This window comes from Lentzea alba, from assembly GCF_011067745.1.
In the GTDB taxonomy this organism is placed as follows: Bacteria; Actinomycetota; Actinomycetes; order Mycobacteriales; family Pseudonocardiaceae; genus Lentzea; species Lentzea alba.
Window position 1 is genome coordinate 172,547 of the sequence record NZ_JAAMPJ010000016.1, and the last position, 20,516, is coordinate 193,062.

At 68.2% G+C, this 20,516-nt stretch carries 16 protein-coding genes; 11 read left to right on the forward strand and 5 right to left on the reverse strand.

Annotated features, from left to right (window positions below; translation table 11 throughout):
* Nucleotide 1 precedes the first annotated feature (1 nt).
* Together G7043_RS42250 and G7043_RS42255 are read left to right on the forward strand one after the other, a co-directional pair.
* Nucleotides 2-1,174 carry an acyl-CoA dehydrogenase family protein gene (locus G7043_RS42250; RefSeq protein WP_313888354.1) on the forward strand — a complete coding sequence of 391 codons (1,173 nt, stop codon included), beginning with the start codon at nt 2-4 and terminating at the stop codon, nt 1,172-1,174.
* 103 nt (nt 1,175-1,277) lie between these two features.
* Nucleotides 1,278-1,820, forward strand: coding sequence for a TetR/AcrR family transcriptional regulator (locus tag G7043_RS42255; RefSeq protein WP_166054372.1), 543 nt, complete (start codon nt 1,278-1,280; stop codon nt 1,818-1,820).
* Here the strand turns inward: G7043_RS42255 and G7043_RS42260 are convergent.
* Nucleotides 1,817-2,521: a peptidylprolyl isomerase gene (locus G7043_RS42260; protein WP_166054374.1), complete on the reverse strand. Its 705-nt coding sequence runs from the start codon at nt 2,519-2,521 to the stop codon at nt 1,817-1,819. The genes G7043_RS42255 and G7043_RS42260 overlap by 4 nt on opposite strands.
* Nucleotides 2,522-2,571: 50 nt before the next feature.
* Nucleotides 2,572-2,901, reverse strand: coding sequence for a hypothetical protein (locus G7043_RS42265; protein ID WP_166054376.1), 330 nt, complete (start codon nt 2,899-2,901; stop codon nt 2,572-2,574).
* On the opposite strand from G7043_RS42265, the gene G7043_RS42270 reads away from it, so the two are divergent.
* The 5 genes from G7043_RS42270 to G7043_RS42290 all read left to right on the forward strand — a co-directional run bounded on the left by G7043_RS42270 (nt 2,900) and on the right by G7043_RS42290 (nt 8,602).
* On the forward strand, nt 2,900-3,856 hold the full coding sequence (locus tag G7043_RS42270) for an ABC transporter permease (RefSeq protein ID WP_166054378.1): 957 nt from the start codon (nt 2,900-2,902) through the stop codon (nt 3,854-3,856). The genes G7043_RS42265 and G7043_RS42270 overlap by 2 nt on opposite strands.
* 54 nt (nt 3,857-3,910) lie before the next feature.
* Nucleotides 3,911-4,099, forward strand: coding sequence for an antitoxin (locus G7043_RS42275; protein ID WP_166054381.1), 189 nt, complete (start codon nt 3,911-3,913; stop codon nt 4,097-4,099).
* A 161-nt stretch (nt 4,100-4,260) separates the two neighbouring features.
* Complete coding sequence (locus G7043_RS42280) at nt 4,261-5,763, forward strand: galactose-binding domain-containing protein (protein ID WP_166054384.1); 1,503 nt, start codon at nt 4,261-4,263, stop codon at nt 5,761-5,763.
* A gap of 54 nt (nt 5,764-5,817) precedes the next feature.
* Complete coding sequence (locus G7043_RS42285) at nt 5,818-7,854, forward strand: NACHT domain-containing protein (RefSeq protein WP_207312450.1); 2,037 nt, start codon at nt 5,818-5,820, stop codon at nt 7,852-7,854.
* 52 nt (nt 7,855-7,906) lie between these two features.
* Nucleotides 7,907-8,602 carry a hypothetical protein gene (locus G7043_RS42290; protein WP_166054388.1) on the forward strand — a complete coding sequence of 232 codons (696 nt, stop codon included), beginning with the start codon at nt 7,907-7,909 and terminating at the stop codon, nt 8,600-8,602.
* Nucleotides 8,603-8,622: 20 nt separating this feature from the next.
* On the opposite strand, the gene recQ is transcribed toward G7043_RS42290, so the two are convergent.
* Both recQ and G7043_RS42300 read right to left on the reverse strand, forming a co-directional pair.
* The gene (gene recQ, locus G7043_RS42295) at nt 8,623-10,602 is read right to left on the reverse strand and encodes a DNA helicase RecQ (RefSeq protein ID WP_166054390.1); all 1,980 of its coding nucleotides are present in this window, start codon (nt 10,600-10,602) and stop codon (nt 8,623-8,625) included.
* A gap of 39 nt (nt 10,603-10,641) precedes the next feature.
* On the reverse strand, nt 10,642-12,492 hold the full coding sequence (locus tag G7043_RS42300) for a Xaa-Pro dipeptidyl-peptidase (RefSeq protein ID WP_166054392.1): 1,851 nt from the start codon (nt 12,490-12,492) through the stop codon (nt 10,642-10,644).
* A gap of 101 nt (nt 12,493-12,593) precedes the next feature.
* Here G7043_RS42300 and G7043_RS42305 point away from each other — a divergent pair, with 101 nt between their 5' ends.
* The 4 genes from G7043_RS42305 to G7043_RS42320 all read left to right on the forward strand — a co-directional run bounded on the left by G7043_RS42305 (nt 12,594) and on the right by G7043_RS42320 (nt 19,669).
* Entirely contained in the window at nt 12,594-13,532 is a 939-nt protein-coding gene (locus G7043_RS42305; protein ID WP_166054394.1) for a maleylacetate reductase, read from the forward strand.
* 92 nt (nt 13,533-13,624) lie between these two features.
* On the forward strand, nt 13,625-14,920 hold the full coding sequence (locus tag G7043_RS42310) for an alpha/beta hydrolase-fold protein (protein WP_166054395.1): 1,296 nt from the start codon (nt 13,625-13,627) through the stop codon (nt 14,918-14,920).
* Nucleotides 14,917-17,367, forward strand: coding sequence for a rhomboid family intramembrane serine protease (locus tag G7043_RS42315; protein WP_166054397.1), 2,451 nt, complete (start codon nt 14,917-14,919; stop codon nt 17,365-17,367). Before G7043_RS42310 ends, G7043_RS42315 begins: the two co-directional genes overlap by 4 nt.
* 64 nt (nt 17,368-17,431) lie before the next feature.
* Nucleotides 17,432-19,669, forward strand: a complete 2,238-nt coding sequence (locus G7043_RS42320; protein WP_166054399.1) for an ATP-binding protein — start codon at nt 17,432-17,434, stop codon at nt 19,667-19,669.
* A gap of 223 nt (nt 19,670-19,892) precedes the next feature.
* Here the strand turns inward: G7043_RS42320 and G7043_RS42325 are convergent, their stop codons facing one another.
* Entirely contained in the window at nt 19,893-20,501 is a 609-nt protein-coding gene (locus tag G7043_RS42325; protein ID WP_166054401.1) for a LysE family translocator, read from the reverse strand.
* Nucleotides 20,502-20,516 lie beyond the last annotated feature (15 nt).

The following is a 20,516-nucleotide window of genomic DNA, read 5'->3' on the forward strand; positions in this document are numbered from 1 at the left end:
AGTGCCGGAGCCAGTGCAGGACCCGTTGCAGTTGCTGGACATCCCGTCGTTGCTGAGCGACGAGGAGCGCGACATCCAGGCCACCGTCGCGGCGTTCCTGTCCGATCACGTCCGGCCGCACATCGGCTCGTGGTTCGAGCAGGGCGTCCTGCCGCGCGAACTGGCACAGGAGCTCGGCAAGCTCGGCGTGCTGGGCATGCACCTCGAGGGCTACGGGTGCGCGGGCACGTCGGCGCTGGCGTACGGGCTCGCCTGCCTGGAGCTGGAGGCCGTGGACAGCGGGATCCGCAGCTTCGTGTCCGTGCAGGGTTCGCTGTCGATGTACTCGATCTGGAAGTACGGTTCGGAGGAGCAGAAGCAGGAGTGGCTGCCGCGCCTGGCCGCCGGTGAGGCGATCGGGTGTTTCGGGCTCACCGAACCGGACTTCGGTTCCAACCCGTCCGGCATGCGTACGCGCGCCGTGCGGGACGGCTCGGACTGGGTGCTCAACGGCACCAAGATGTGGATCACCAACGGCGGCCTGGCGGACGTCGCCACGGTGTGGGCGCAGACGGAGGAGGGAGTTCGAGGATTCCTCGTTCCCCGCGGCACACCGGGATTCTCGACGCAGGACATCAAGAACAAGCTGTCGATGCGAGCGTCCGTCACCTCCGAGTTGATCCTGGAGGACGTGCGGCTTCCGGAAAGCGCGCGGCTACCGCTTGCGACTTCCTTGCGCGCTCCGCTTTCGTGTCTCAACGAGGCCCGCTTCGGGATCGTGTTCGGCACTGTCGGCGCCGCGCGGGATTCGTTGCAGGCCGCGCTGAACTACTCGGGCACGCGCATCCAGTTCGACAAGCCGATCGCCGCTTTCCAGCTGACGCAACGGAAGCTGGCGAGCATGTCGGTCCAGGTCAGCAACGCGATGCTGCTGGCGTTGCACCTGGCGAAGCTGAAGGAGGCCGGCACGTTGAAGCCCGAGCAGATCAGCGTCGGCAAGTACAACAACGTCGAGTCGGCCATCGCGATCGCCCGGGAGAGCCGGACGATCCTCGGCGCCAACGGCATCTCGTTGGAGTACTCGCCGTTGCGCCACGCGAACAACCTGGAGTCCGTGCTGACCTATGAAGGCACCTCCGACATCCACCTGCTATCCATCGGCCACGCGTTGACCGGAATCGCCTCATTCCGTTGATCGTTCCCCCTATCCTGCAACTCGCAACGGGGTTCGCGGGTGGGAGGACGCTCTGCCGGAGGAGACGAGCAGCCGCAGCGACGCGCGCCGCAACCGCAAACGATTGCTGGATGCCGCCACGCACGTCCTGCGGACTGAACCAGCAACGGCGACGATGCAGTCCATCGCGCGCAGGGCGGCGCTTTCGCAAGCAACGGCGTACCGCCACTTTCCTTCCGTGGAGGCACTTGTGGCGGCCTACCACGAGGACGTCATCGCGTCGTTGGTCGAGCACGGCGATCGATCCCGCAAGACCGGTAAGGAGTTGTTCGAACACCAGGCAGCGCACTGGGTGAAGATGCAGAGCGTGCACGGTCCGGTGATAGTGCGGTTCTGGTCGCAACACGGGTTCTTGGAACGCCTGCATTCCGCCGACGTGCTGACGTCGCTGTCGTGCGACGCCTGGGACCGGGCGTTGCGCGGAGTGTTGATCGAACTGGCGCTGCCGGACACGTTGCTTCCCGTGGCGCGGTTCCTGCACAACGCGTTGTTCGACCCGCGGGAGATCATCGATCTGACGAAAACCGCCGGACTACCTGAGGAGCAGGTGGTCCGGCGGCTGTCGGATGCGTTCTACGGAGCGCTGCTGGGATGGGCTCAGCACTAGAGCCCGAGCGGGAACACCCACTTGAGCTCGGACTTGATGTTCGGACGGCCGTCCAGCGGGTTCTCCCCCGCGATGCCGCCCGCGGCGATCTTGTCGAGGGTCTTCAGGCCCTCGGGCAGGATCTGGCCGAACACGGTGTAGTTCGGGCGCAGGATCGAGTCCGACTGCACGAGGAAGAACTGCGAGCCGTTCGTGTCCGGGCCGGCGTTGGCCATCGCGAGCGTGCCGCGCGGGTAGATGCGGCGCAGGCCCGTCGGGTCGTTCGGCGCGGGCTTCAGGTCCGTCGGCAGCTCGTCCTTGTACTTGTAGCCGGGGCCGCCCTCACCGGTGTTGGACGGATCGCCGCACTGCAGCACCTTCAGCGTCGGGTACGCGGTGAGGCGGTGGCACTCGGTCTGGTTGTAGAAGCCGCGGTGTGCCAGGTGGATGAAGCTGTGCGCGGTGCACGGCGCCTTGGCGCGGTCGAGGACCAGCGGGATGTCGCCCTGGTTCGTCTTGACCTTGACCAGGACCTTGCCCTTGGTGAACCACGGGTCGTGGGGAACGGACACCGGGCGAGCGGGAGGTTCGTCCGGCGTCACGGTGTAACCGCAGTCAGGCCGTGCGTCAGGTTGCACAGATGGTTGTGCGGACGCCGTTCCGGTGGTGATGAGTCCAACGGCCAGTGCCGCCACTGCCAGGCCAGCTGCGAATCGCCTCATGCGCGTTTCCTAGTGGAATCGACGGTGACCGGCAAGGTTTAACGGATCACTCAATTGTCGGTGTCCTCGGTGATCTCGTAGGAGCACGTCGCGGGTCTGCCCGCGTTCGTGATCTCCTTTTCCTTCTCCACGCGCAACTTGCAGGTAGCTTGACCGTTCTGCGGCTTGACCGTCAGGGTGATCTTGCCGAGGGCGTTGGCGAGCATCGCGCGGTTCTTGAACGGCAGGTCGACGGTCTCGTTCGGCGCGCTGATCACGCTCGGGCCCGCGTTGATCTCGCCGGTGTTGCGGATCATCAGCATTCCGTTGCGGCGCAGCACCATCGGGACGTTGGCGGTGAGCGGGGTCGGTGGTGCGCCTCGCCGAGCCGCTTCGGTCATGGCGGTGGTGGCGCTGGGCGTCAGCCTGATCATCGCGACGCTGACGGGCGCGAACACGTTGCAGGGGCTCGGGAAGGCCGAGATGGCGAGCGCCTACCCGGCGGATCTGGAGATCACCGGACCGGTCGACGTCGCGGCGTTGCGAGCGGCCGGACTCACCGGCTTGCTCCCGTACCGGCGCACCGAGATCACGGTGAACGGGCAGCTCACCATGCAGGCCACCGATCTCGACCTGACCAGCCTCCGCGACCTCTCGGACTTCCAGGTCGACACCGGCGCCCTCCGCGACATGGGGCCGCGCAGGATCGTCCTTTCCACCTACACCGCGAGCAGGCTGGGGCTGGCGGCCGGATCGCAGGCCGACGTCAACGGCGTGCGGATGACGGTGGCGGCGACCGTGTTCGGCGGTGTTCCGCTCGGCACCGCGGTGCTGCACACGTCTGATGTGGACGGTGAACCGGCCGGGGTGCTCGCCAACGGTGCAGAGGAAAGCGTGCCGGCGGGGTTCGAGTTCGAGTCGCTCGCCGACCGCCGTCTCGCTCAGGAGAACTGGTTCACCACATTGGTGGTGATCGCGGTCGGACTGCTGTTCCTCACCATGTTGATCTCCGTGGTGGGAGTAGGCTCGACCACGGCGTCTTCGGTGCTCGAACGGACTCGTGAGTCCGGGCTGTTGCGCGCGATCGGGTTGACCCGCGGCGAACTCGGTCGCCTGGTCACGACCGAGGCCGGCCTGTACGGAGTCGTCGGCGCGGTGGTCGGGCTCGTCATCGGGATTCCCTACGCGTGGCTCGCGATCATCTCGCTCGGCGTCGAGTGGCCGTTGCAGGTGCCCGTGGTCGCCGTCGCCGTGGTGGTGCTCGTCCTGGCCGCACTCACAGCAGGTGCGGGGCTGCTGCCTGCCCGCCGCGCGGCACGCGTGAGTCCAGTGGCCGCGCTTCACTCCATCCAGTGACGTGTACCGGATCCGAGGCGGGGTACCCGAACTCCATAGGGAGGTGATGCAGTCATGGGCTTCGATGACCTGAAGAACAAGGCCAAGGACCTGATCGGCCAGCACGGCGACAAGGTCGACGACGGCGTCGAGCGCGCCGGGCAGTTCGCCGACGAGAAGACCGGCGGCAAGCACAGCGAGCACATCGACAAGGGTGAGGACAAGCTCAAGGAAGGCCTCCGGAATTTCGGCGACCGGCAGTGATCGCACGGAACCGGTACCGGCGAAGGTGATGTCCCCTCACCGTTGACAGGCCTGCCACCATCTTCCGTGGGAGCGCTCTCACGCGCTCGTTCGGAGGGTTGGCAATGAGGCTCACTCGACAACGAACATCCATCGCCTTGGCAGCGGCCAGTGTGCTCTCGGTGAGCGCACTGGTCGCTGTCGCTCACGACACCAACGCCGCGCTTCCACCTCCCCCTGCCGGGTGGACGCAGGTGTTCGGCGACGACTTCACCGGACCAGCGAACTCGTTGCCCAACACCGGAAACTGGCGTTTCTCGCTCGGTCACGGCTATCCGGGCGGGCCGGCGAACTGGGGTACCGGCGAGATCGCCGCGCACACCGGCAATCCGGCGAACGTCTCGCTCGACGGAGGCGGGAACCTGCGCATCACGCCGCGCCGGGACGGCGCGGGCAACTGGACGTCCGCTCGCATCGAGACGAACGCGCAGAACTTCAAGGCGCCCTCCGGTGGCGTGCTGCGGATGGAGGCGCGGATCCAGATGCCGAACGTCTCCGGTGCCGCGGCTCTGGGGTACTGGCCGGCGTTCTGGGCACTGGGCTCGCCGTATCGCGGGAACTGGTGGAACTGGCCCGGTGTCGGCGAGTTCGACATCATGGAGAACGTCAACGGCGTCAACCGCGTGTGGGGGGTGTTGCACTGCGGCGTCTCGCCCGGCGGGCCGTGCAACGAGAAGAACGGCATCGCGAACAGCCGTCCGTGCCCCGGTGCGTCGTGCCAGGGCGGCTTCCACGCCTACCGGTTCGAGTGGGACGCCTCGGTGTCGCCGCAGCAGCTGCGGTGGTACGTCGACGGCGAGTTGTTCCACCAGGTCAACCAGAACCAGCTGCCCGCGGACACCTGGAACCAGATGACCGGGCACGCCGGGTACTTCATCATCCTGAACGTCGCGATCGGCGGCGAGTTCCCCGACAACTACTCCGGCACGCGCACGCCGGGGCCGGGCATCGTGCCCGGTGTTCCGATGGTCGTGGACTACGTGGGCGTGTGGACACGCGGCTCCGGCGGCGGACCCACGACCACCACCACTCCCCCGCCGACGTGCGGGCCGCTGCTGTCGCGGAACCGGCCGACGTCGGCGTCCAGCGTGGAGAGCGGGAACCAGGCAGCGGCGTTCGCGGTCGACGGTTCGACGTCGACGCGCTGGTCGTCAGCGCACAGCGAACCGCACTGGTGGCAGGTCGATCTCGGGTCCTCGCGCGCTCTCTCGCGGGTGCGCATCAACTGGGAGGCCGCGTACGGGCGTGCGTACTCGATTCAGCTGTCCGACAACGGAAGTTCGTGGCGGGACGCGCACACGACGTTCACCGGTGCAGGTGGCGTGGAGGACATCGGGATCTCCGGCAACGCGCGATATGTGAGGTTCAACGGCATGAACCGCGGAACGGTGTACGGATTCTCGTTCTGGGAGTTCGAAGTCTTCGGAGCGTGTGGATCACAACCAACCATCACATCGACGGAACCTCCCGGCGGTGGGACATACCCAGCGTGGGCGCCTGGGACTGCTTATGCGGCTGGTTCGCGTGTGAGTTACGCCGGATTGGACTATCAGTGCCTGCAGGCCCACACCTCGATCACGACTTGGGAACCACCGAACGCGGCATCGCTCTGGCAGCGCGTCTGAGTCACTTCCGCGATCCCGGCGGCACAGTTACCGTCGTTCGCCGGGATCGCGGAGGTGAAGGTGGATCCGAGCGGGGTGACGAGAGCGGCACGGCTGACCGCGTTGGCCGCGTTGTGCCTGGTCACCGTCGTTTTACTGCTCCCGGCGGCCATCAGCGTGAGCACCGGCGGGGCCACTCCGGAGTTCCTGGGCCGGTTTGGTCAGTGGCTGTGGCCGGCGGTCGGCGCGATGGTGCTGGTCGCGATCGGTCTTGCCATCTGGGAACGTGTGCGCGGTCACGAGACGAGCAGCCGCACCGCCGCCCTGGGACGGGTCGAGACGCGAGTGAGGGCCTTGCTCGCTTCCTCCCTGGCCGCACAGACCCAGATCAAACTCGGCGTGCTGCGGCAGCCGCAGCTCTCCGTTCGGGTCGAGGGCGAGGAAATCGCTTCTTCGGACCTGGAAGCCGTCTACGACCGGCTCGGCCACACCATGGTTCTGGTCGGACCGGTCGGCAGCGGGCGTTCGACTTTGCTGCGCGAGCTTTGCCTGGTGTTGGTCGAGCGCGCGCGAAACGACCCCGAGGCACCGATTCCTGTCGTCGTGGACTTGGCCACGTGGCGTGCGTACGGCACGCGCAAGCCAACCGAGTTCACCGCGTGGCTGCTGCGGGAGATGAACCGCCGTTACGGCATCAGCCGCTCGGCCGGCACGATCTGGCTGCGCCGCGAGCGGGTTGCCGTGCTCATCGACGGCCTGGACGAGGTGCCGCTCGTCGACCGCGCGCACTGTGAGTCCGAGCTCGCGCCGTTCGCTTCGGTCGTGTGCTCGACGGCTCCGATCGAGAACCTGCCGTCGGTGTACGTCGAGCCGTTGTCACGCGGTCAGGTGCTCGCCTACATCGCTTCGGTCAGCCCTCGGCTCGACAGCCTGGAAGCGGCGCTGACGCCGGCGATCTGGGAACGGCTCGACTCCCCGCTCGCGCTGAACCTGGTGGCGCTCACGCACTTGGACAAGCAGGTCGACACGATCGGCACCGACTTCGTGGGGTCGTTCGTGGTGGAGCGGCTTTCCAATCAACGTGCCGCGGGCCCGACCATTCGCGCGTTGAAGTTCCTCGCACGGTTGGGCCGGCCAGACCTCGGCGCGCCCGTGCACATGCCTCACCGCCGTGCGTGGATTCCACTGCTGCCAACGCGTCCATTGTGGTTGCTGTTCGTGCGCGCGGTGCCTGCCGCATATGCCGGTGGTGTGTGTGCCGTGGCGTTTTTGACGGGTGTGCAGCTCGGGTTGTTGCCTGCATTGGTCTTTGTTGTCGCAGCCTCTTCTCTGCTCGTGCTGGTGAACAAACTGCCGCACGTCTTCCATCCGCCTGGACGCGCGCACGGCGTTCTGACCGCCGCACTCGGTTTTATCGCCGGTGTGTTCGCCGGCTTGTTGGTCGGACTCGCCGGTTTGTGGCTCGGTGGCATTGGCACGCCGTGGCCGTACTTCGTGGCGTATGTGTTCGTGGTGGTGACGTCATTCTTCTTGGCGTTGGGCTTCGTGCCAGGCAAAGCGCCCGTGCCGTGGTCCGTGCTGATCGCCGCCGCGCCCGGAGTCTTGATGATCTGGACCGGGCCCTACCCGGTGCTGGCGGGCATGGGGATCGGCTTTTCCGCAGGTGTGGCAGGCGGTGTGTACGCGGCGGCCGTGGGACGCGTGTGGCGCACGGTGCGTCCGGTGCAACAGGAACGCATGAGGATCGGACGGCCGTGGTGGGTTCAGCCGGCCGTACCGGTGCTCGGACTGATCGGTGCGCTGGGCGGGCTCGGAGCGATGGGATCATGGGGACCCGCGCTGGGCATCGCACTGGGCTTGCTGGTGACGCCGACCGCAGCCCGCGACTACGTCTGGCCGTTCGACGCGCTCGCCGAACTCGCCGCGGAGGGCGTCACGCGCCCGTTGTCGCTCGGCGAGTTGTCGTTCCGCCGCAAGGCTTTGCTGCACGTCGCGCAGGACCGGTTGCTGCTCACCCGCGTCGACGGCGAGTACCGGTTCGTGCACGTCGCCCTGCGCGATCACTTGGCGTCATGTGACCCAACAGCGCTGGTTCGAGCCACGCGCCGTTGAACCTTCCCGATCTGCGGGCCGTACGGCCTGGAAGAAGGGTCGGGTGTTGCACATGCGCTGGTCGAAGGGCTGGATCGCGGCTACTGGGGCGTTCTCGGTCGCCGCGGCCATCGGGGGTACCGCCTTCGCCCTTGCCGGTTCCGGTGCCCCTTCGTCGCAGTCGGGGCCGGCGGGCAAGGAGGTCTGCGCGGGAAAGCCGTTGAGCGCGGTGAAGTCCGGCGGGCCCGCCGGTGTGCTGTCGGACCAGTTCCCGGTCGGAACGGCAGTGCGGGTCACCAATCTCGCCAACGGACGCGCGATCACCGTTTCGGTGGTCGGGGTGTCGACCGGATGCGCATTGGTGAACACCGCCGCCTTTGACTCGCTCCGATCCGCCGATTCGGGGCAGACCGCAGAGGAAAGCGTTCTCCGGCGCGTACGCGTGGAGATCGTGGGGAATGCGCCCGCGCCGACGCCCACACGGTCTTCGACCTCCCGGGTCCGGGCCTCCGGAGTGGTCGGTCAGGTCGTCTGCGACGGCGCGACGGTCGGGTTGTCTGCCGTCGGTGGCACACCTGGAGCGTTTTCGTCGCAGCTGCCGGTCGGAACGTCGGTCCGGGTGACCAATCTCGACAACGGACGGCAGACGACCGTGCGAATCGTCGGGGTCGGATCGAGCTGTGTGATGTTGAACAGCGCGGCTTTCGACCTGGTCGGCGAGTCGGGGAAGAACGTCATCAAGCGCGCCCAAATCGAAAAGGTGGCCTGACCACGCCTGCGGTCGGGCCGCTACCAGTCCATCGGCTCGTCCGGCTCCTCCGGTTCCGGCCACTCGTCGGCGTCCGCGCTCGAGCCCCACGCCGCGCCGCCGGTGCTCGTCGTGTTCGGCTTCGGCTTCGGTTTGGGAGCCGGGGCCGCCTGCTCGGCAGCAGGGGCGGGGCCGCCGGCGGCCACCACTTCCAGGATCTGTTCGCCGTACTTCGTGAGCTTCGCCTGCCCCACGCCGCTCACGGCACCCAGGTCGGTGAGCGAGCCGGGGCGGGAAGCCGCGATGGCTTTCAGGGTGGCGTCGTGGAAGATCACGTAGGCCGGGACGCTCTGTTCGCGGGCCTGCTGGGCGCGCCACTCGCGCAGGGCTTCGAACAGCGGGCCGGCCTCGGCGGGGAGGTCGACCTTCGCCTTGGCGGCGCTCGGGGAGGCCACGCGGGTGGTGGAGCGGGCCGGGGTCGGGTCCTTGCGCATCAGGACGTCGCGTTTGCGGCTCAGGACCTCGGTGCTCGCCGGGGTGAGGACCAGGGTCGAGTACTCGCCTTCGACGGCGAGCAGGCCCTGAGCGAGGAGCTGACGGACGACGCCGCGCCACTCGCTCTCGTTCAGGTCCTCGCCGAGGCCGAAGGTGCTGAGGCGGTCGTGGTCGAACTGGATGACCTTGGCGGTCTTGCGGCCCAGCAGGATGTCGATGGTCTGGCCGGCGCCGAACTTCTGACCGCGCTCGTTGCGCAGGCGCCAGACCGTGGAGAGGACCTTCTGCGCGGCGACCGTGCCGTCCCACGACTCCGGCGGCGTCAGGCAGGTGTCGCAGTTGTTGCAGGGGACGCCGGTCTGCCCGAAGTAGTCGAGGAGCATGGTGCGCCGGCACGTGATGGTCTCGCACAGGGCGAGCATCGCGTCGAGGTGGGCCTGCGAGCGGCGGCGGAACGCCAGGTCGCCTTCCGACGACTCGATCATCTTGCGCTGCTGCACCACGTCCTGCAGGCCGTACGCGAGCCAGGCGGTGGACGGGAGACCGTCGCGGCCCGCCCGGCCCGTCTCCTGGTAGTAGCCCTCGACCGACTTCGGCAGGTCGAGGTGGGCCACGAAGCGGACGTCCGGCTTGTCGATGCCCATGCCGAACGCGATGGTGGCGACCATGACCAGCCCATCCTCCCGCAGGAACCGGGCCTGGTTGCGCTGACGGACCGACGCGTCCAGCCCCGCGTGGTACGGGAGGGCCTGGATGCCGTTGGCCACCAGGAACTCCGCGATCTTCTCCACCGAGGCGCGGGACAGGCAGTAGACGATGCCGGCGTCGCCCTGGTGCTCGCCGCGCAGCAGGTCGAGGAGCTGCTTGCGGGGTTCCTTCTTCGCGACGATGCGGTACTGGATGTTCGGGCGGTCGAAGCTCGACACGAACTGGCGGCCCTCGCCCAGTTCGAGCCGCGTCAGGATCTCCTTGCGCGTGGCGTCCGTGGCGGTGGCCGTGAGCGCGATGCGCGGCACCTTCGGCCAGCGCTCGTGCAGGTGCGCCAGCATGAGGTAGTCGGGGCGGAAGTCGTGGCCCCACTGGGAGACGCAGTGCGCCTCGTCGATCGCGAACAGCGAGATCTCGCCCTGGTCGAGCAGGCGCAGGGTGGCCTCGGACGTCAGCCGCTCCGGCGCCAGGTAGAGCAGGTCGAGCTCGCCGTTGACGAACTCGGCCTCGACCATCCGGCGCTCGTCCCACGACAGCGAGGAGTTCAGGAAGCCCGCACGCACGCCCAACGCGCGCAGTGCGTCCACCTGGTCCTGCATCAGCGCGATGAGCGGGGAGATCACCACGCCGGTGCCCTGCCGGACGAGGGCGGGCACCTGGTAGCACAGCGACTTGCCGCCACCGGTCGGCATCAGCACGAGCGCGTCGCCACCCGCGATCACGTGCTCGACGATGTCGGCCTGGTCGCCGCGGAACTCGGGATACCCGAAGACGCGCCGCAGGACCTGCAGCGCGTCTCCGTAATCGGTTGAACCCATGGCGCCGATGCTAGCGAGCAGCACCGACAGTCCGGGTCGCTAGCCCAACTCGCTCTTCGTACCTGCGGAAACGCTGTTGGCGATCAGTGGAACCGCGGAGGCCGACGGCACCGCGCCCCGCAACGGGATCCGCACCGACGTGTCCGCCAGGTCGACGGTCAGCCTCGGCAGCTGGCTCGGGCGCAGGGTCGCGCTCGTGTCGGTGCCGCCGATCAGCAGGCCGAGCCGGTGTCCCGCCGGGACCACCCAGTCCGTTGTGGACAGTCGGAACGTCATCCGGTACTTAGTTCCCGGCGTGATCGTGCGCGGAGCGGAGAGCGAGGCGTAGTTCGCCAAGTCCGCCCACCCACGCGCGATGATCTGCGCGTCGACGTTGCCCGTCGTTGCTTCCGTGTTGCGGTAACAGGCGTCATCACCCGTACGGCTTTCGCCCCAGCACGACTCCGTGGTCAAGGTCCGGATTCCTTCGCCGGTTCGCACCACAGCCGGGCCGTAGTCGACGAGGTACGCCGTCAGATGGGCGGTCGGCGTCGACGACGACACCCCCACGGTGATCGACGACGTGCCGGCCACGCGCAGGTCAGAGGCCAGTGGCGCGGTCGAGTAGATCGCCCTGCCGGTGTTGGAACCGGAGAGCCAGTTCGATGGCGTGCCACTGCCGTTGTCGGTGAACGCCGCGGTGCCGGTGCCCGCTGCCGTGCCGAGGCCCGAAGAAGAAGGACGCAGCACGGTGCCGACGGTGCCCGGAGGAGGCCACGTCTGGTCGTCCGCCCACTGGTTCGGCGCACGCTCCGAGGACACCTGCGGTTCGTTCTCGATCCCGTTCGGCACGTTCAGCAGCCAGCGGTCGAACCACCGGTGCAGCGTCGCGACCCACTCACCGCGCCGGAAGTCGAACGGGTCGACGTGCGCGGTCTGCGAGAACCAGAGCTTCTTCGGCACCGATGCGGGCAGCGCGTCCCAGAACTGGCCGTACTGCAGCGTCTTCACGTTCAGGTCGTTCAGCCCGTGAATCGCGAACACCGACGCCTTCACTCGCGAGGCGTTGCGCACGAAGTCCCGTGCCTGCCACATCGCCGTGTAGTCACCGTTGGACGGAGCACCGTTGGTCATCTGTGTGCGCACGGCACCACACCGCGAACGCGCGTTGGAGTTCTCGAAGTTCGAACCCAGGCTGGTCGGCGTGGCGTAGCCGTTGAAGGACACGCCGTCCGAGCGGAACCAGTCGTACCAGGAACTGATGGCCGCGATCGGCACGATGGTCTTCAGCCCGTCGATCCCGGTCGACGCCACGCCGTTCGCGATCGAGCCGTCCCACGACTTGCCGATCATGCCGACGGCGCCGGTCGACCACGAGGCGGTCTTCGTCGCGGTGCCGGTCAGGGTGGTGTAGCCGGTACGCCGGCCGTTCAGCCAGTCGATCACGGCGGTGCCGGAGGTGATCTCCGACTGCCCGCCGACGTCGACGCAGCCGCGCGACCGGTTCGTGCCCATGAAGTCGACCAGCACGACGGCGTAGCCGCGCGGCACGAAGTAGTTGTCGTAGAAGAGCGGGAACTTCACCGGCACACCGGCGGAGTCGTAGGTCTTGACCTCGCTCTCGTTCCCGCGGCCCGCACTCTGGTAGTAGGGGCTGGCGTCCATGATCACGGGCACGCGCCCGGTCGTGGACGGCCTGATGATGTCGGCGGTCACCCGGTCTCGGGTGCCGTCGCCGTCGAGGTCGAGACCCGAGTCGACGTAGACGGTCTCGCGGACCGCGTCGGCCATCGAGTGGATCGGTGCGGACACGCCGTCGGACAGGGTGAACGCCGGTGTCGCCGCTGTGGCAGGGATTGGCGTCAGGGTCAGGGCCCCTGCTAACGCCACTACAACACGAACACGCTTCATAAAGTTTCACGCTATGGAGTGACGAGATCACCCGTCAGAGCCGAAAGGCTTGATCCTCCGCGGTTGCGCCCACTACGCCCGGTGGCGAATATTCGACCTCCGTGAGCTTCACCTTCGAACCCGCGCGCACTCGCGTCGTCTTCGGCCGGGGCACCGCCGCCACCGTGCGCGCCGAGGCCGAGCGACTGGGCGCGACCCAGGTCCTGCTGATCGCCCGGCACGGCGGGGACAAGGTGGCCGCCGAACTCGGGCCGCTGTTCACGGCTCGGTTCACCGGCGCGGCGATGCACACGCCGGTCGAGGTCACGGAGCGCGCGCTCGCGTTGTTACGCGAACACGGCGCGGACTGCGTGGTGTCGGTCGGCGGCGGGTCGAGCACAGGACTGTCGAAGGCGCTCTCGGTGCGCGCCGGCGTGCCTCAGATCATCATTCCGACGACCTACGCGGGGTCCGAGGTCACACCGGTGCTCGGAGAGACGGCGTCGGGGCTGAAGAAGACACGACGGGACGCGTCGATCCAGCCGGACACGGTGATCTACGACGTCGACCTGACCCTGGATCTGCCGCTCGACGTGACGGTGACGAGCGCGCTGAACGCACTCGCGCACGCCGTCACGGCCCGAGGCAATGAGAACCCGCTGATCGACGCCATCGCGACGAGAGCGATCGACGGCATTTTGCACGCGTTGAGCGGAAACCCCTCCACCGTGGACGCGCGAACCCAGCTGTTGTCCTCGGCGTGGCTCGCGGGCACGTGTCTCGCGTCCGTCCCGATGGGACTTCACCACAAGCTCGCGCACGTTTTGGGCGGTACGTTCGGATTGCCGCATGCCGCCACGCACACGGCGCTTCTCTCCCACACGGCACCTGCTGACCTCGCCAAACAGATCCACGACACGGCAGAACGGTTCGGCGCGGCGACCTCGTTGCGCGAACTGGGGATGGCGGAGTCCGATTTGTCCCGTGCTGCGGAGATCGCCGATCATCCGGACGCGTTGCGGGTGCTGACGAACGCGTGGCGGGACGCATCATCGGACTGACCGGTTGTCATTCTTAAGGCTGATGTTCACAGCCTTGAACTAAGACGATCCTCCGATGCCACCACCTGAAGGCTTCCTGAAGAATCATCGGCATGCTCAGCCCGTTGGATCTGTCCCTGATAAACGGACCGATCCCGAAGGCCGCCACCGTCGCTGCCGCGCTCGCTCTGACATACCTCGTGATTCGGAAGAACCGGACCTGGTGGGTTCGCGTGCTGCCGATCGCCGTGCTCGCGTGCGCGCTCTTCGTGACCGGGCTGACGCTCGTCGTCAACAACCTGTGGAAACCATGGCCCGAACCCATGCCGGTCATCCTGATGGTGTGGCTGGGCCTGGCACTGGTGGCGTTCACTCTCGCCGTTGCACGACTACGTCCGTCGCGATGGTACGGACGTGTGTTGAGCGTGATCGCCGCGATCGTGGTCGTCACAAGCGCAATAACGGCCACCAACGCGTATTTCGGGCAGTACCCGACAACGCGCGCGGTGATGCAGCTGTTCCACAACCCGAGCGTGAACCTCCCGGACAAGGAGGACACGCCCTCGGACGTGCTCGAGGTACCGCCCGGCAAGACCCTCGCCGACGTCTGGAAGACCACCGGACTGCCCGACAAGGGCACGTTGTCCGAGATCGAGATCCCCGGCACGTTCCGGGCCCGCCCGGCGTGGATCTATCTGCCGCCCGCGTACACCGCGAAACCCCGGCCGCGGCTGCCGGTGATCGTCCTGCTCTCCGGTCAGCCCGGCACGCCGCGCGACTGGTACGACGCGGGCGGGATCATCGAGAACATGGACGCGTTCGCGCGCGCCCACAACGGCCTGGCGCCGATCGTCGTGATGGCCGACCAGCTCGGTTCGACCACCGCGAACACGCTCTGTCTCGACTCGAAGCTGGGCCAGGTGGAGAGCTACCTGGCCCGCGACGTGCCCAAGTGGATCAAAGAACGCCTCACGGTCGACGAACGCCGTGAAGCTTGGACGATCGCGGGCTTCTCACACGGCGGCACGTGCGCTCTTCAGCTCGCAGTGCGCGCGCCTGACGTGTACGGAAACTTCATCAACCTGTCCGGCCAGCGGGAGCCCACGCTCGGCACGCGCGCCGAGACGGTCAAGGCCGCGTTCGGCGGCGACGAAGCGGCGTTCATCCGCGTAAATCCCATGGACATCCTTGCCAGGCAACGGTTCCCGCAGATCGCGGGCGTGATCGTGGCCGGCCAGGGCGACGATCTTTACCGCCCGGCCGAGGTCGAAGTGTTCGAGGCCTGTCGCAAGGCCGGAATGGACGTCCAGTGGAAGGAACTGCCGGGAGGACACGACTGGAACGTGTGGCGGCCGGGCTTCTACAGCTCGCTGCCGTGGCTCGCGCAGCGGACAGGGCTGGTCAGATGATCGCCCGGCTGTTCCGCACCGCGCCGCTGACCTGCACGTTCCTCGTCGTCTTCTGGACCGCGGGGGCACTGACCGGTGCCATCGCCGACGCGAGCGGCGACCTGCTCGCGGTCACGGGGTTCGGCACCGGGAGTCCGGTGTGGACCGTGTTCACCTCCGCCCTCTGGTCGATGGACCTGCTGGGCTACGTCGGAACCACCGTGCTGCTGCTCGCGTTCGGCCCGCTGGCCGAGCGCTCGTTCGGCGCGCTGCGCACGGCGGCGATCTTCCTGTCCTCGCACGTGATCGGCTCGTTCCTGGGGCTCGGGCTGGTGCTGGTCGGCCGGAACGTGCACTGGGGCTGGCTCGAGTCGCTGGTGGGCGAGGTCGCGGCGGGGCCGTCGATCGGCGGGGTGGGGCTGGCGCTCGCGCTCACGTTCCGGCTGCCGCCGTTGTGGAGGCGCCGGGTCCGGCTGTTGATGATCTTGTCGGTGCTGGTCTTTACGCTGTACTCGGGTTGGTTGGAAGACCTGCTCCGACTGTCCGGTGGCGTGGCCGGGTTGCTGATCGGGGCGTTGTTCCTGAAGAGCCGGGGCGAGCGGACGAACCGCTCGCTGCAGGAGACGCGGGTGCTGGTGGCGCTGCTGCTCGCGGCTTCGGCGCTCGGGCCAGTGGTGTCGATGATGTCGCCGTATCCGAACGGCCCGCTGTGGTGGTTCGCGGACGTCGTGGCGGTCGCACAGCCGTCGTCGGAAGACGTCGACGCGATGTGCGCCTCGGACGCGGTCGAGCTGTGCCGGACGATGGTGGTTCAGCTGTCGTACGGGCGGTTCCCCGCGCTCGTGATGTCGTTGCTGCCGGCGTTGCTGCTGCTCGTGCTGGCGGAAGGGCTGCGGCGCGGCCGGCGGTTCGCGTGGCGGTCGGCGCTGGTGTTCAACGTGGCGTTCGCGGCGTTCATCGGTTCGTACGTCGTGTACGTCGCGCGTTTTCCGGACGCCAGCCTGCTGGAGCTCGTGGTCTCGTTCGGCGTGCCGATGCTGGCGCCGCTCGCGATCACCGTGGTGCTGTTGGTGACGCGCAAGCACTTCGCTGTGCGGCTGCCTCGGCATGCCGTCAGGAAGTTCTGGCGGTTCACGGCGGGCAGCATCGGGTTGCTGTCGGCGCTGTACGTCTTCGGCGGGTACCTGGTGCGCGACCAGTTCAGGCCGGAGCCGGGTTTCACCGAACTGCTCGCGGACCTGCCGACGAGGTTCCTGCCGCCGGGTTACCTCGACCTGGTGCCGCTGCAGTTCTCCGCCGAGGGGTTCATCGGCACGCTGCTGTTCGAGTACACGGGCGTGGTGTTCTGGCTGATCGTGCTGGCGGGCCTGCTGATGGCGTCGTGGCGCGCGTGGCCGTCTTCGTGCGAGAAGGAGGCGGCGCACGCCCGCGAGCTGATGCTGCGCTACGGCGGTTCGTCGCTGTCGTACATGACGACGTGGCGTGGCAACCAGTACTGGTTCACGCCCGACGGTGAGACGGCCATCGCGTACCGGGTGGTGGCGACGATCGCGCTCACCGTCGGCGACCCGATCGGTCCGGCGCCGGTGGACGCCGTGCGCGGGTTCGCCGAGTTCTGCGCGCGCAACGGCTGGACGCCGTGCCTGTACAGCGTGGGCGGGCAGACGCGGGAGGCGGTCGAGAGCCTCGGGTGGTCCGCGGTGCAGGTCGCCGAGGACACCGTGATCGAGCTGGACACGCTGAGCTTCACCGGCAAGAAGTGGCAGGACGTGCGCACGGCCCTGAACAAGGCCGGGAAGGAGGGCATCACCGCCGAGTGGTGCACGTACGCCAACGCTCCGTACGCGATCACCGACCAGATCCGGTCGATCTCGTCGGAGTGGGTGGCGGACAAGGGCCTGCCCGAGATGGGGTTCACGCTCGGCGGCCTGGAGGAGCTGGCGGGCGACGGTGTCCGCTGTCTGCTCGCCGTGGACGCCGACCGCACGGTGCACGGCATCACGAGCTGGCTGCCGGTGTACGCCGACGGTGAGGTCGTCGGGTACACCCTCGACTTCATGCGCCGCCGCACGCACGGCTTCCGCGGCTCCATGGAGTTCCTGATCGCCTCGGCGGCGCAGCAGCTCCAGGCCGAGGGGGCGCGGTTCCTGAGCCTGTCGGGAGCGCCGCTGGCCCGATTGGACCGAGGCGAACGTCCTCGGGCGCTGCAGCGCGTCCTGGACCTCACCGGGCAGGTGCTGGAGCCGGTCTACGGGTTCCGGTCGCTGTTCGCGTTCAAGGCGAAGTTCCAGCCGACGTACCGGCCGATGTTCATGGCCTACCCGGACTCCGCGGCGCTGCCCCGCATCGCGAACGCCGTCAGCCGGGCCTACCTGCCGCACCTCAACGCGCGCCAGGGGCTGCGACTGGCGACCAAGATGATCATTCGTACTCGTGAGCGGGCCACCACGCACGGTCGAACCCGCTAGGCCGAAAGGGTGGTGAGGCGAGCCTCATCATCACACCTGAGCGTCACTGAGCGAAGATGCGCCGATGACCGTGCGGGGCAATCTGCCTGCCCAGACCACGACGTTCATCGGCCGCCGGGCGGTGCTCGCCGAAACCGAGGCGCTCCTCGGCAAGGCCAGGCTGGTCACCTTGGTGGGTGCCGGCGGTGTGGGCAAGACACGCATCGCCGTGGAGACCGGGCGCGCCATGACACGGGCGTCCGCGTTCCAGCACGGGGTCTGGGAGGTGCGGCTCGCGGATCTCAAGGATCCGGCGTTGCTCGCGCGCACGGTCGCGGCCGAGCTGCGGATCGTCGACAACTCGCCGGACGCCGGCCTCGGCCGGCTGGTGGAGTCGTTGTACGACAAGCACTTGCTGCTCGTGCTGGACAACTGCGAGCACCTGCTGGAGGCCGTGCGGCACCTCGTGCACCACCTGTTGCGGGACTGCGAGGGCCTGACGATCCTCACGACCTCGCGGGAACAGCTCGGCGTCTACGGCGAACATCTGCTGCGCGTGCCGCCGCTGACCGTCGACGAGGACGCCGTGCAGCTGTTCCTGGAGAGGGCGGACGCGGCCGGCGCCATGCTGACCGAGCACGACCTGCCCGAGGTCACGGCACTGTGCCGGGCGTTGGACGGGCTGCCACTCGCGATCGAGCTCGCGGCCGCGCGGCTGGCCGAGATGTCACTGACCGATGTGCTCGACCAGCTCGACCGCCGGTTCGACCTGCTGATCGGCGACACGCACGGACCGGCCCACCACGCCACCCTGGAGCGGGCGTTCGAGTGGTCGGCGCGGCACTGCACGGACGAGGAACGGCAGCTGTGGGGAACGCTGTCGGTGTTCCCCGCGGACTTCGACCGCGCCGCGGCCGAGGCGGTGGTGGGCGCGGACGTGCTGGAGCCGTTGTCCGCGCTGGTCCGCAAGTCGATCGTGGTGGCGACGACGAGTCCGGTCACGCGGCGCACGCGCTACCGGCTGCTCTACACCGTGGCGCAGTTCGGCGCCCGGCTGCTCGCGAGCGCGGACGAGCCGTTGCGCCGGCACGTGCTGCACTACAGCGAGTTCGTCGACGAGGCGACCCGTTCGTGGTTCTCGCCGGACGAGGCGCTGTGGATGGGGCGGCTGCGCGAGGAGTGGCCGAACATCCGCGCCGCGATCGGGTACGCGCTCGAGACCCCGGACCTGGCCGAGATCGGCACGCTCATGGCGATGAACGTGCAGCGCACCCGGTTCACGTCGTTCGCGGGCATGCTCGGCCAGGCGCGCGACCTGCTCGCGGTGGCGCTCAAGGTGATCACCGAGCCGCCGCTGCGCACGTCGCTGCTCGCGCACATCGCCTACCTGGCGCAGACGCAGGGGGACATGGCGGCGGCGATCCCGTTGATGAACGAGGCCAGTGCGTTGCCGCGGCTGCCGATGACCGACGTGCACCTGGTGTTCGTCGAGGCCACGCACCTCTTCTACGTGGAGGGTTCAGCGGACTGCGTGCCTTTGTACGCGCACGTCGTCGAGCTCTCGCGCGATTTCGCGTCGCCGGGCGACACCTACATCACCGAGCTGCTGCACACGATGGCCGCGTGCTTCCTGCAGGACGCCGAGGCGGCGGAGAAGGCCACGGCCGGGCTGGTCAGGCTGGGCGAGGACAGCGGCGCGGACTGGGCGCACGCCTGGGGACTCTGGCAGCAGGGTCTCTACGAGCTGGTGCACGGAGACCCCGCGCAGGTGCACCCGCTGGCACTGGAGGCGTTGCGGATCCAGCTCGTGCTCGGCGACGCGTGGGGTCCCGCGTACAACCTGTGGCTGCTCGCCTGCACGTGCGCGGAACTGGGTGCGCACGACCGTGCGGCCCGTCTGCTCGGTGCGCTGCGCTCGCAGGAGCGGATCTCGCGGGTCTCGTTCGGGAGCATGAGGCCGTTCCACAAGATGCTGGAACGCGCCGACCGGACCGTCCGCCGGGCGCTCGGCGACGACTACCCGGTGATCATGACGCTGGGCGCCGACCTGCGGTACGAGCAGGCGATGGAGTTCGCTCTCGAACCGGTGCCGGACTCCGAGCGGCGACCGGCCAAACCCGCCCTGCCGGGTGGGCTGACCAGGCAGGAGTTCACGATCGCCGGGCTCGTCGCGGACGGCCTCACGTCGAAGCAGATAGGGGCCCGGCTGTTCATCTCGCCGCGGACGGCGGACCGGCACGTGGTCAACATCCGCGCGAAGCTGGGGCTGCCGAACCGGGTGGCGCTCGCGGCCTGGCACCGCACCGCCACCGGCCAGCACTGAAACCTGAGACTTGCACGGGCACCCGGTGTGCTGAGCCAACGCCCCGCGATCACTTCCCCCCGGATGATCACGGTCATCACCGTGGCCGACCCAACCCACCGGGAGTGCCCGTCCGACGCTGAGCTCGACGCCGGACCATCAATCTCACCCAGGCCCTCATACGAACGCATCGGCAAAATTGCGCATTCTGATCGGGGTAGCCGATGTTCACCCGACTGGACTACTAGCGCGCTTCGAACGCCAGCTTCAGCCCCAGTGCGACGAACACCGATGCGGTCAGGCGGTCCAGCAGGACCTGTTGACGCAACAGGAAAGCACGGGCGCGACCGGCCATCGCGATCAGGATCGGCAGCCACACGAGGCCGAAGCCGAGGTGGACGGCCACCAGTGCCGCGCCCCACGCGGGCTGTCCGGCGGGCATGAACTGCGGCAGCAGCGACAGGTAGAAGACGCCGACCTTCGGGTTGAGCAGGTTCGTCAGCAGTCCGGCGCGCAACGACGCCCCGGCGCCCGGCACCGGACGCGAGTCGTCGAGTGACACGGCCTTCCGCGAGTGCCACAACGCCTTGGCGCCCAGGTAGATCAGGTAGGCGGCACCGAGCCAGCGGACGATGTCGTAGGCCAGTTCGGACGCGGTGAGCAGCGCCGTCAGGCCCGCGAGACTCGCCACCGCCCAGACCAGGCACCCCAGCGTGATCCCGAGGACGACGCCCAACGCCGCGCGCTTGCCGCTCAGCAACGCCGTCCGCAACACCATCACCGTGTCCAGGCCGGGCGTGATGACGGTCAGCAGCGCGACCAGCGAAAAGCTCAGCAGTGCGGCAGTCGACATGAGCACATCAGATCA

Excerpts from the sequence above, each read along its gene's own strand:
- G7043_RS42260 (WP_166054374.1), bottom strand. The coding sequence starts at position 2,521 with ATGAGGCGATTCGCAGCTGGCCTGGCAGTGGCGGCACTGGCCGTTGGA.
- G7043_RS42270 (WP_166054378.1), top strand. The coding sequence starts at position 2,900 with ATGGCGGTGGTGGCGCTGGGCGTCAGCCTGATCATCGCGACGCTGACG.
- G7043_RS42265 (WP_166054376.1), bottom strand. The coding sequence starts at position 2,901 with ATGACCGAAGCGGCTCGGCGAGGCGCACCACCGACCCCGCTCACCGCC.
- G7043_RS42275 (WP_166054381.1), top strand. The coding sequence starts at position 3,911 with ATGGGCTTCGATGACCTGAAGAACAAGGCCAAGGACCTGATCGGCCAG.
- G7043_RS42290 (WP_166054388.1), top strand. The coding sequence starts at position 7,907 with ATGCGCTGGTCGAAGGGCTGGATCGCGGCTACTGGGGCGTTCTCGGTC.
- recQ (WP_166054390.1), bottom strand. The coding sequence starts at position 10,602 with ATGGGTTCAACCGATTACGGAGACGCGCTGCAGGTCCTGCGGCGCGTC.
- G7043_RS42300 (WP_166054392.1), bottom strand. The coding sequence starts at position 12,492 with ATGAAGCGTGTTCGTGTTGTAGTGGCGTTAGCAGGGGCCCTGACCCTG.
- G7043_RS42310 (WP_166054395.1), top strand. The coding sequence starts at position 13,625 with ATGCTCAGCCCGTTGGATCTGTCCCTGATAAACGGACCGATCCCGAAG.
- G7043_RS42315 (WP_166054397.1), top strand. The coding sequence starts at position 14,917 with ATGATCGCCCGGCTGTTCCGCACCGCGCCGCTGACCTGCACGTTCCTC.
- G7043_RS42320 (WP_166054399.1), top strand. The coding sequence starts at position 17,432 with ATGACCGTGCGGGGCAATCTGCCTGCCCAGACCACGACGTTCATCGGC.
- G7043_RS42325 (WP_166054401.1), bottom strand. The coding sequence starts at position 20,501 with ATGTCGACTGCCGCACTGCTGAGCTTTTCGCTGGTCGCGCTGCTGACC.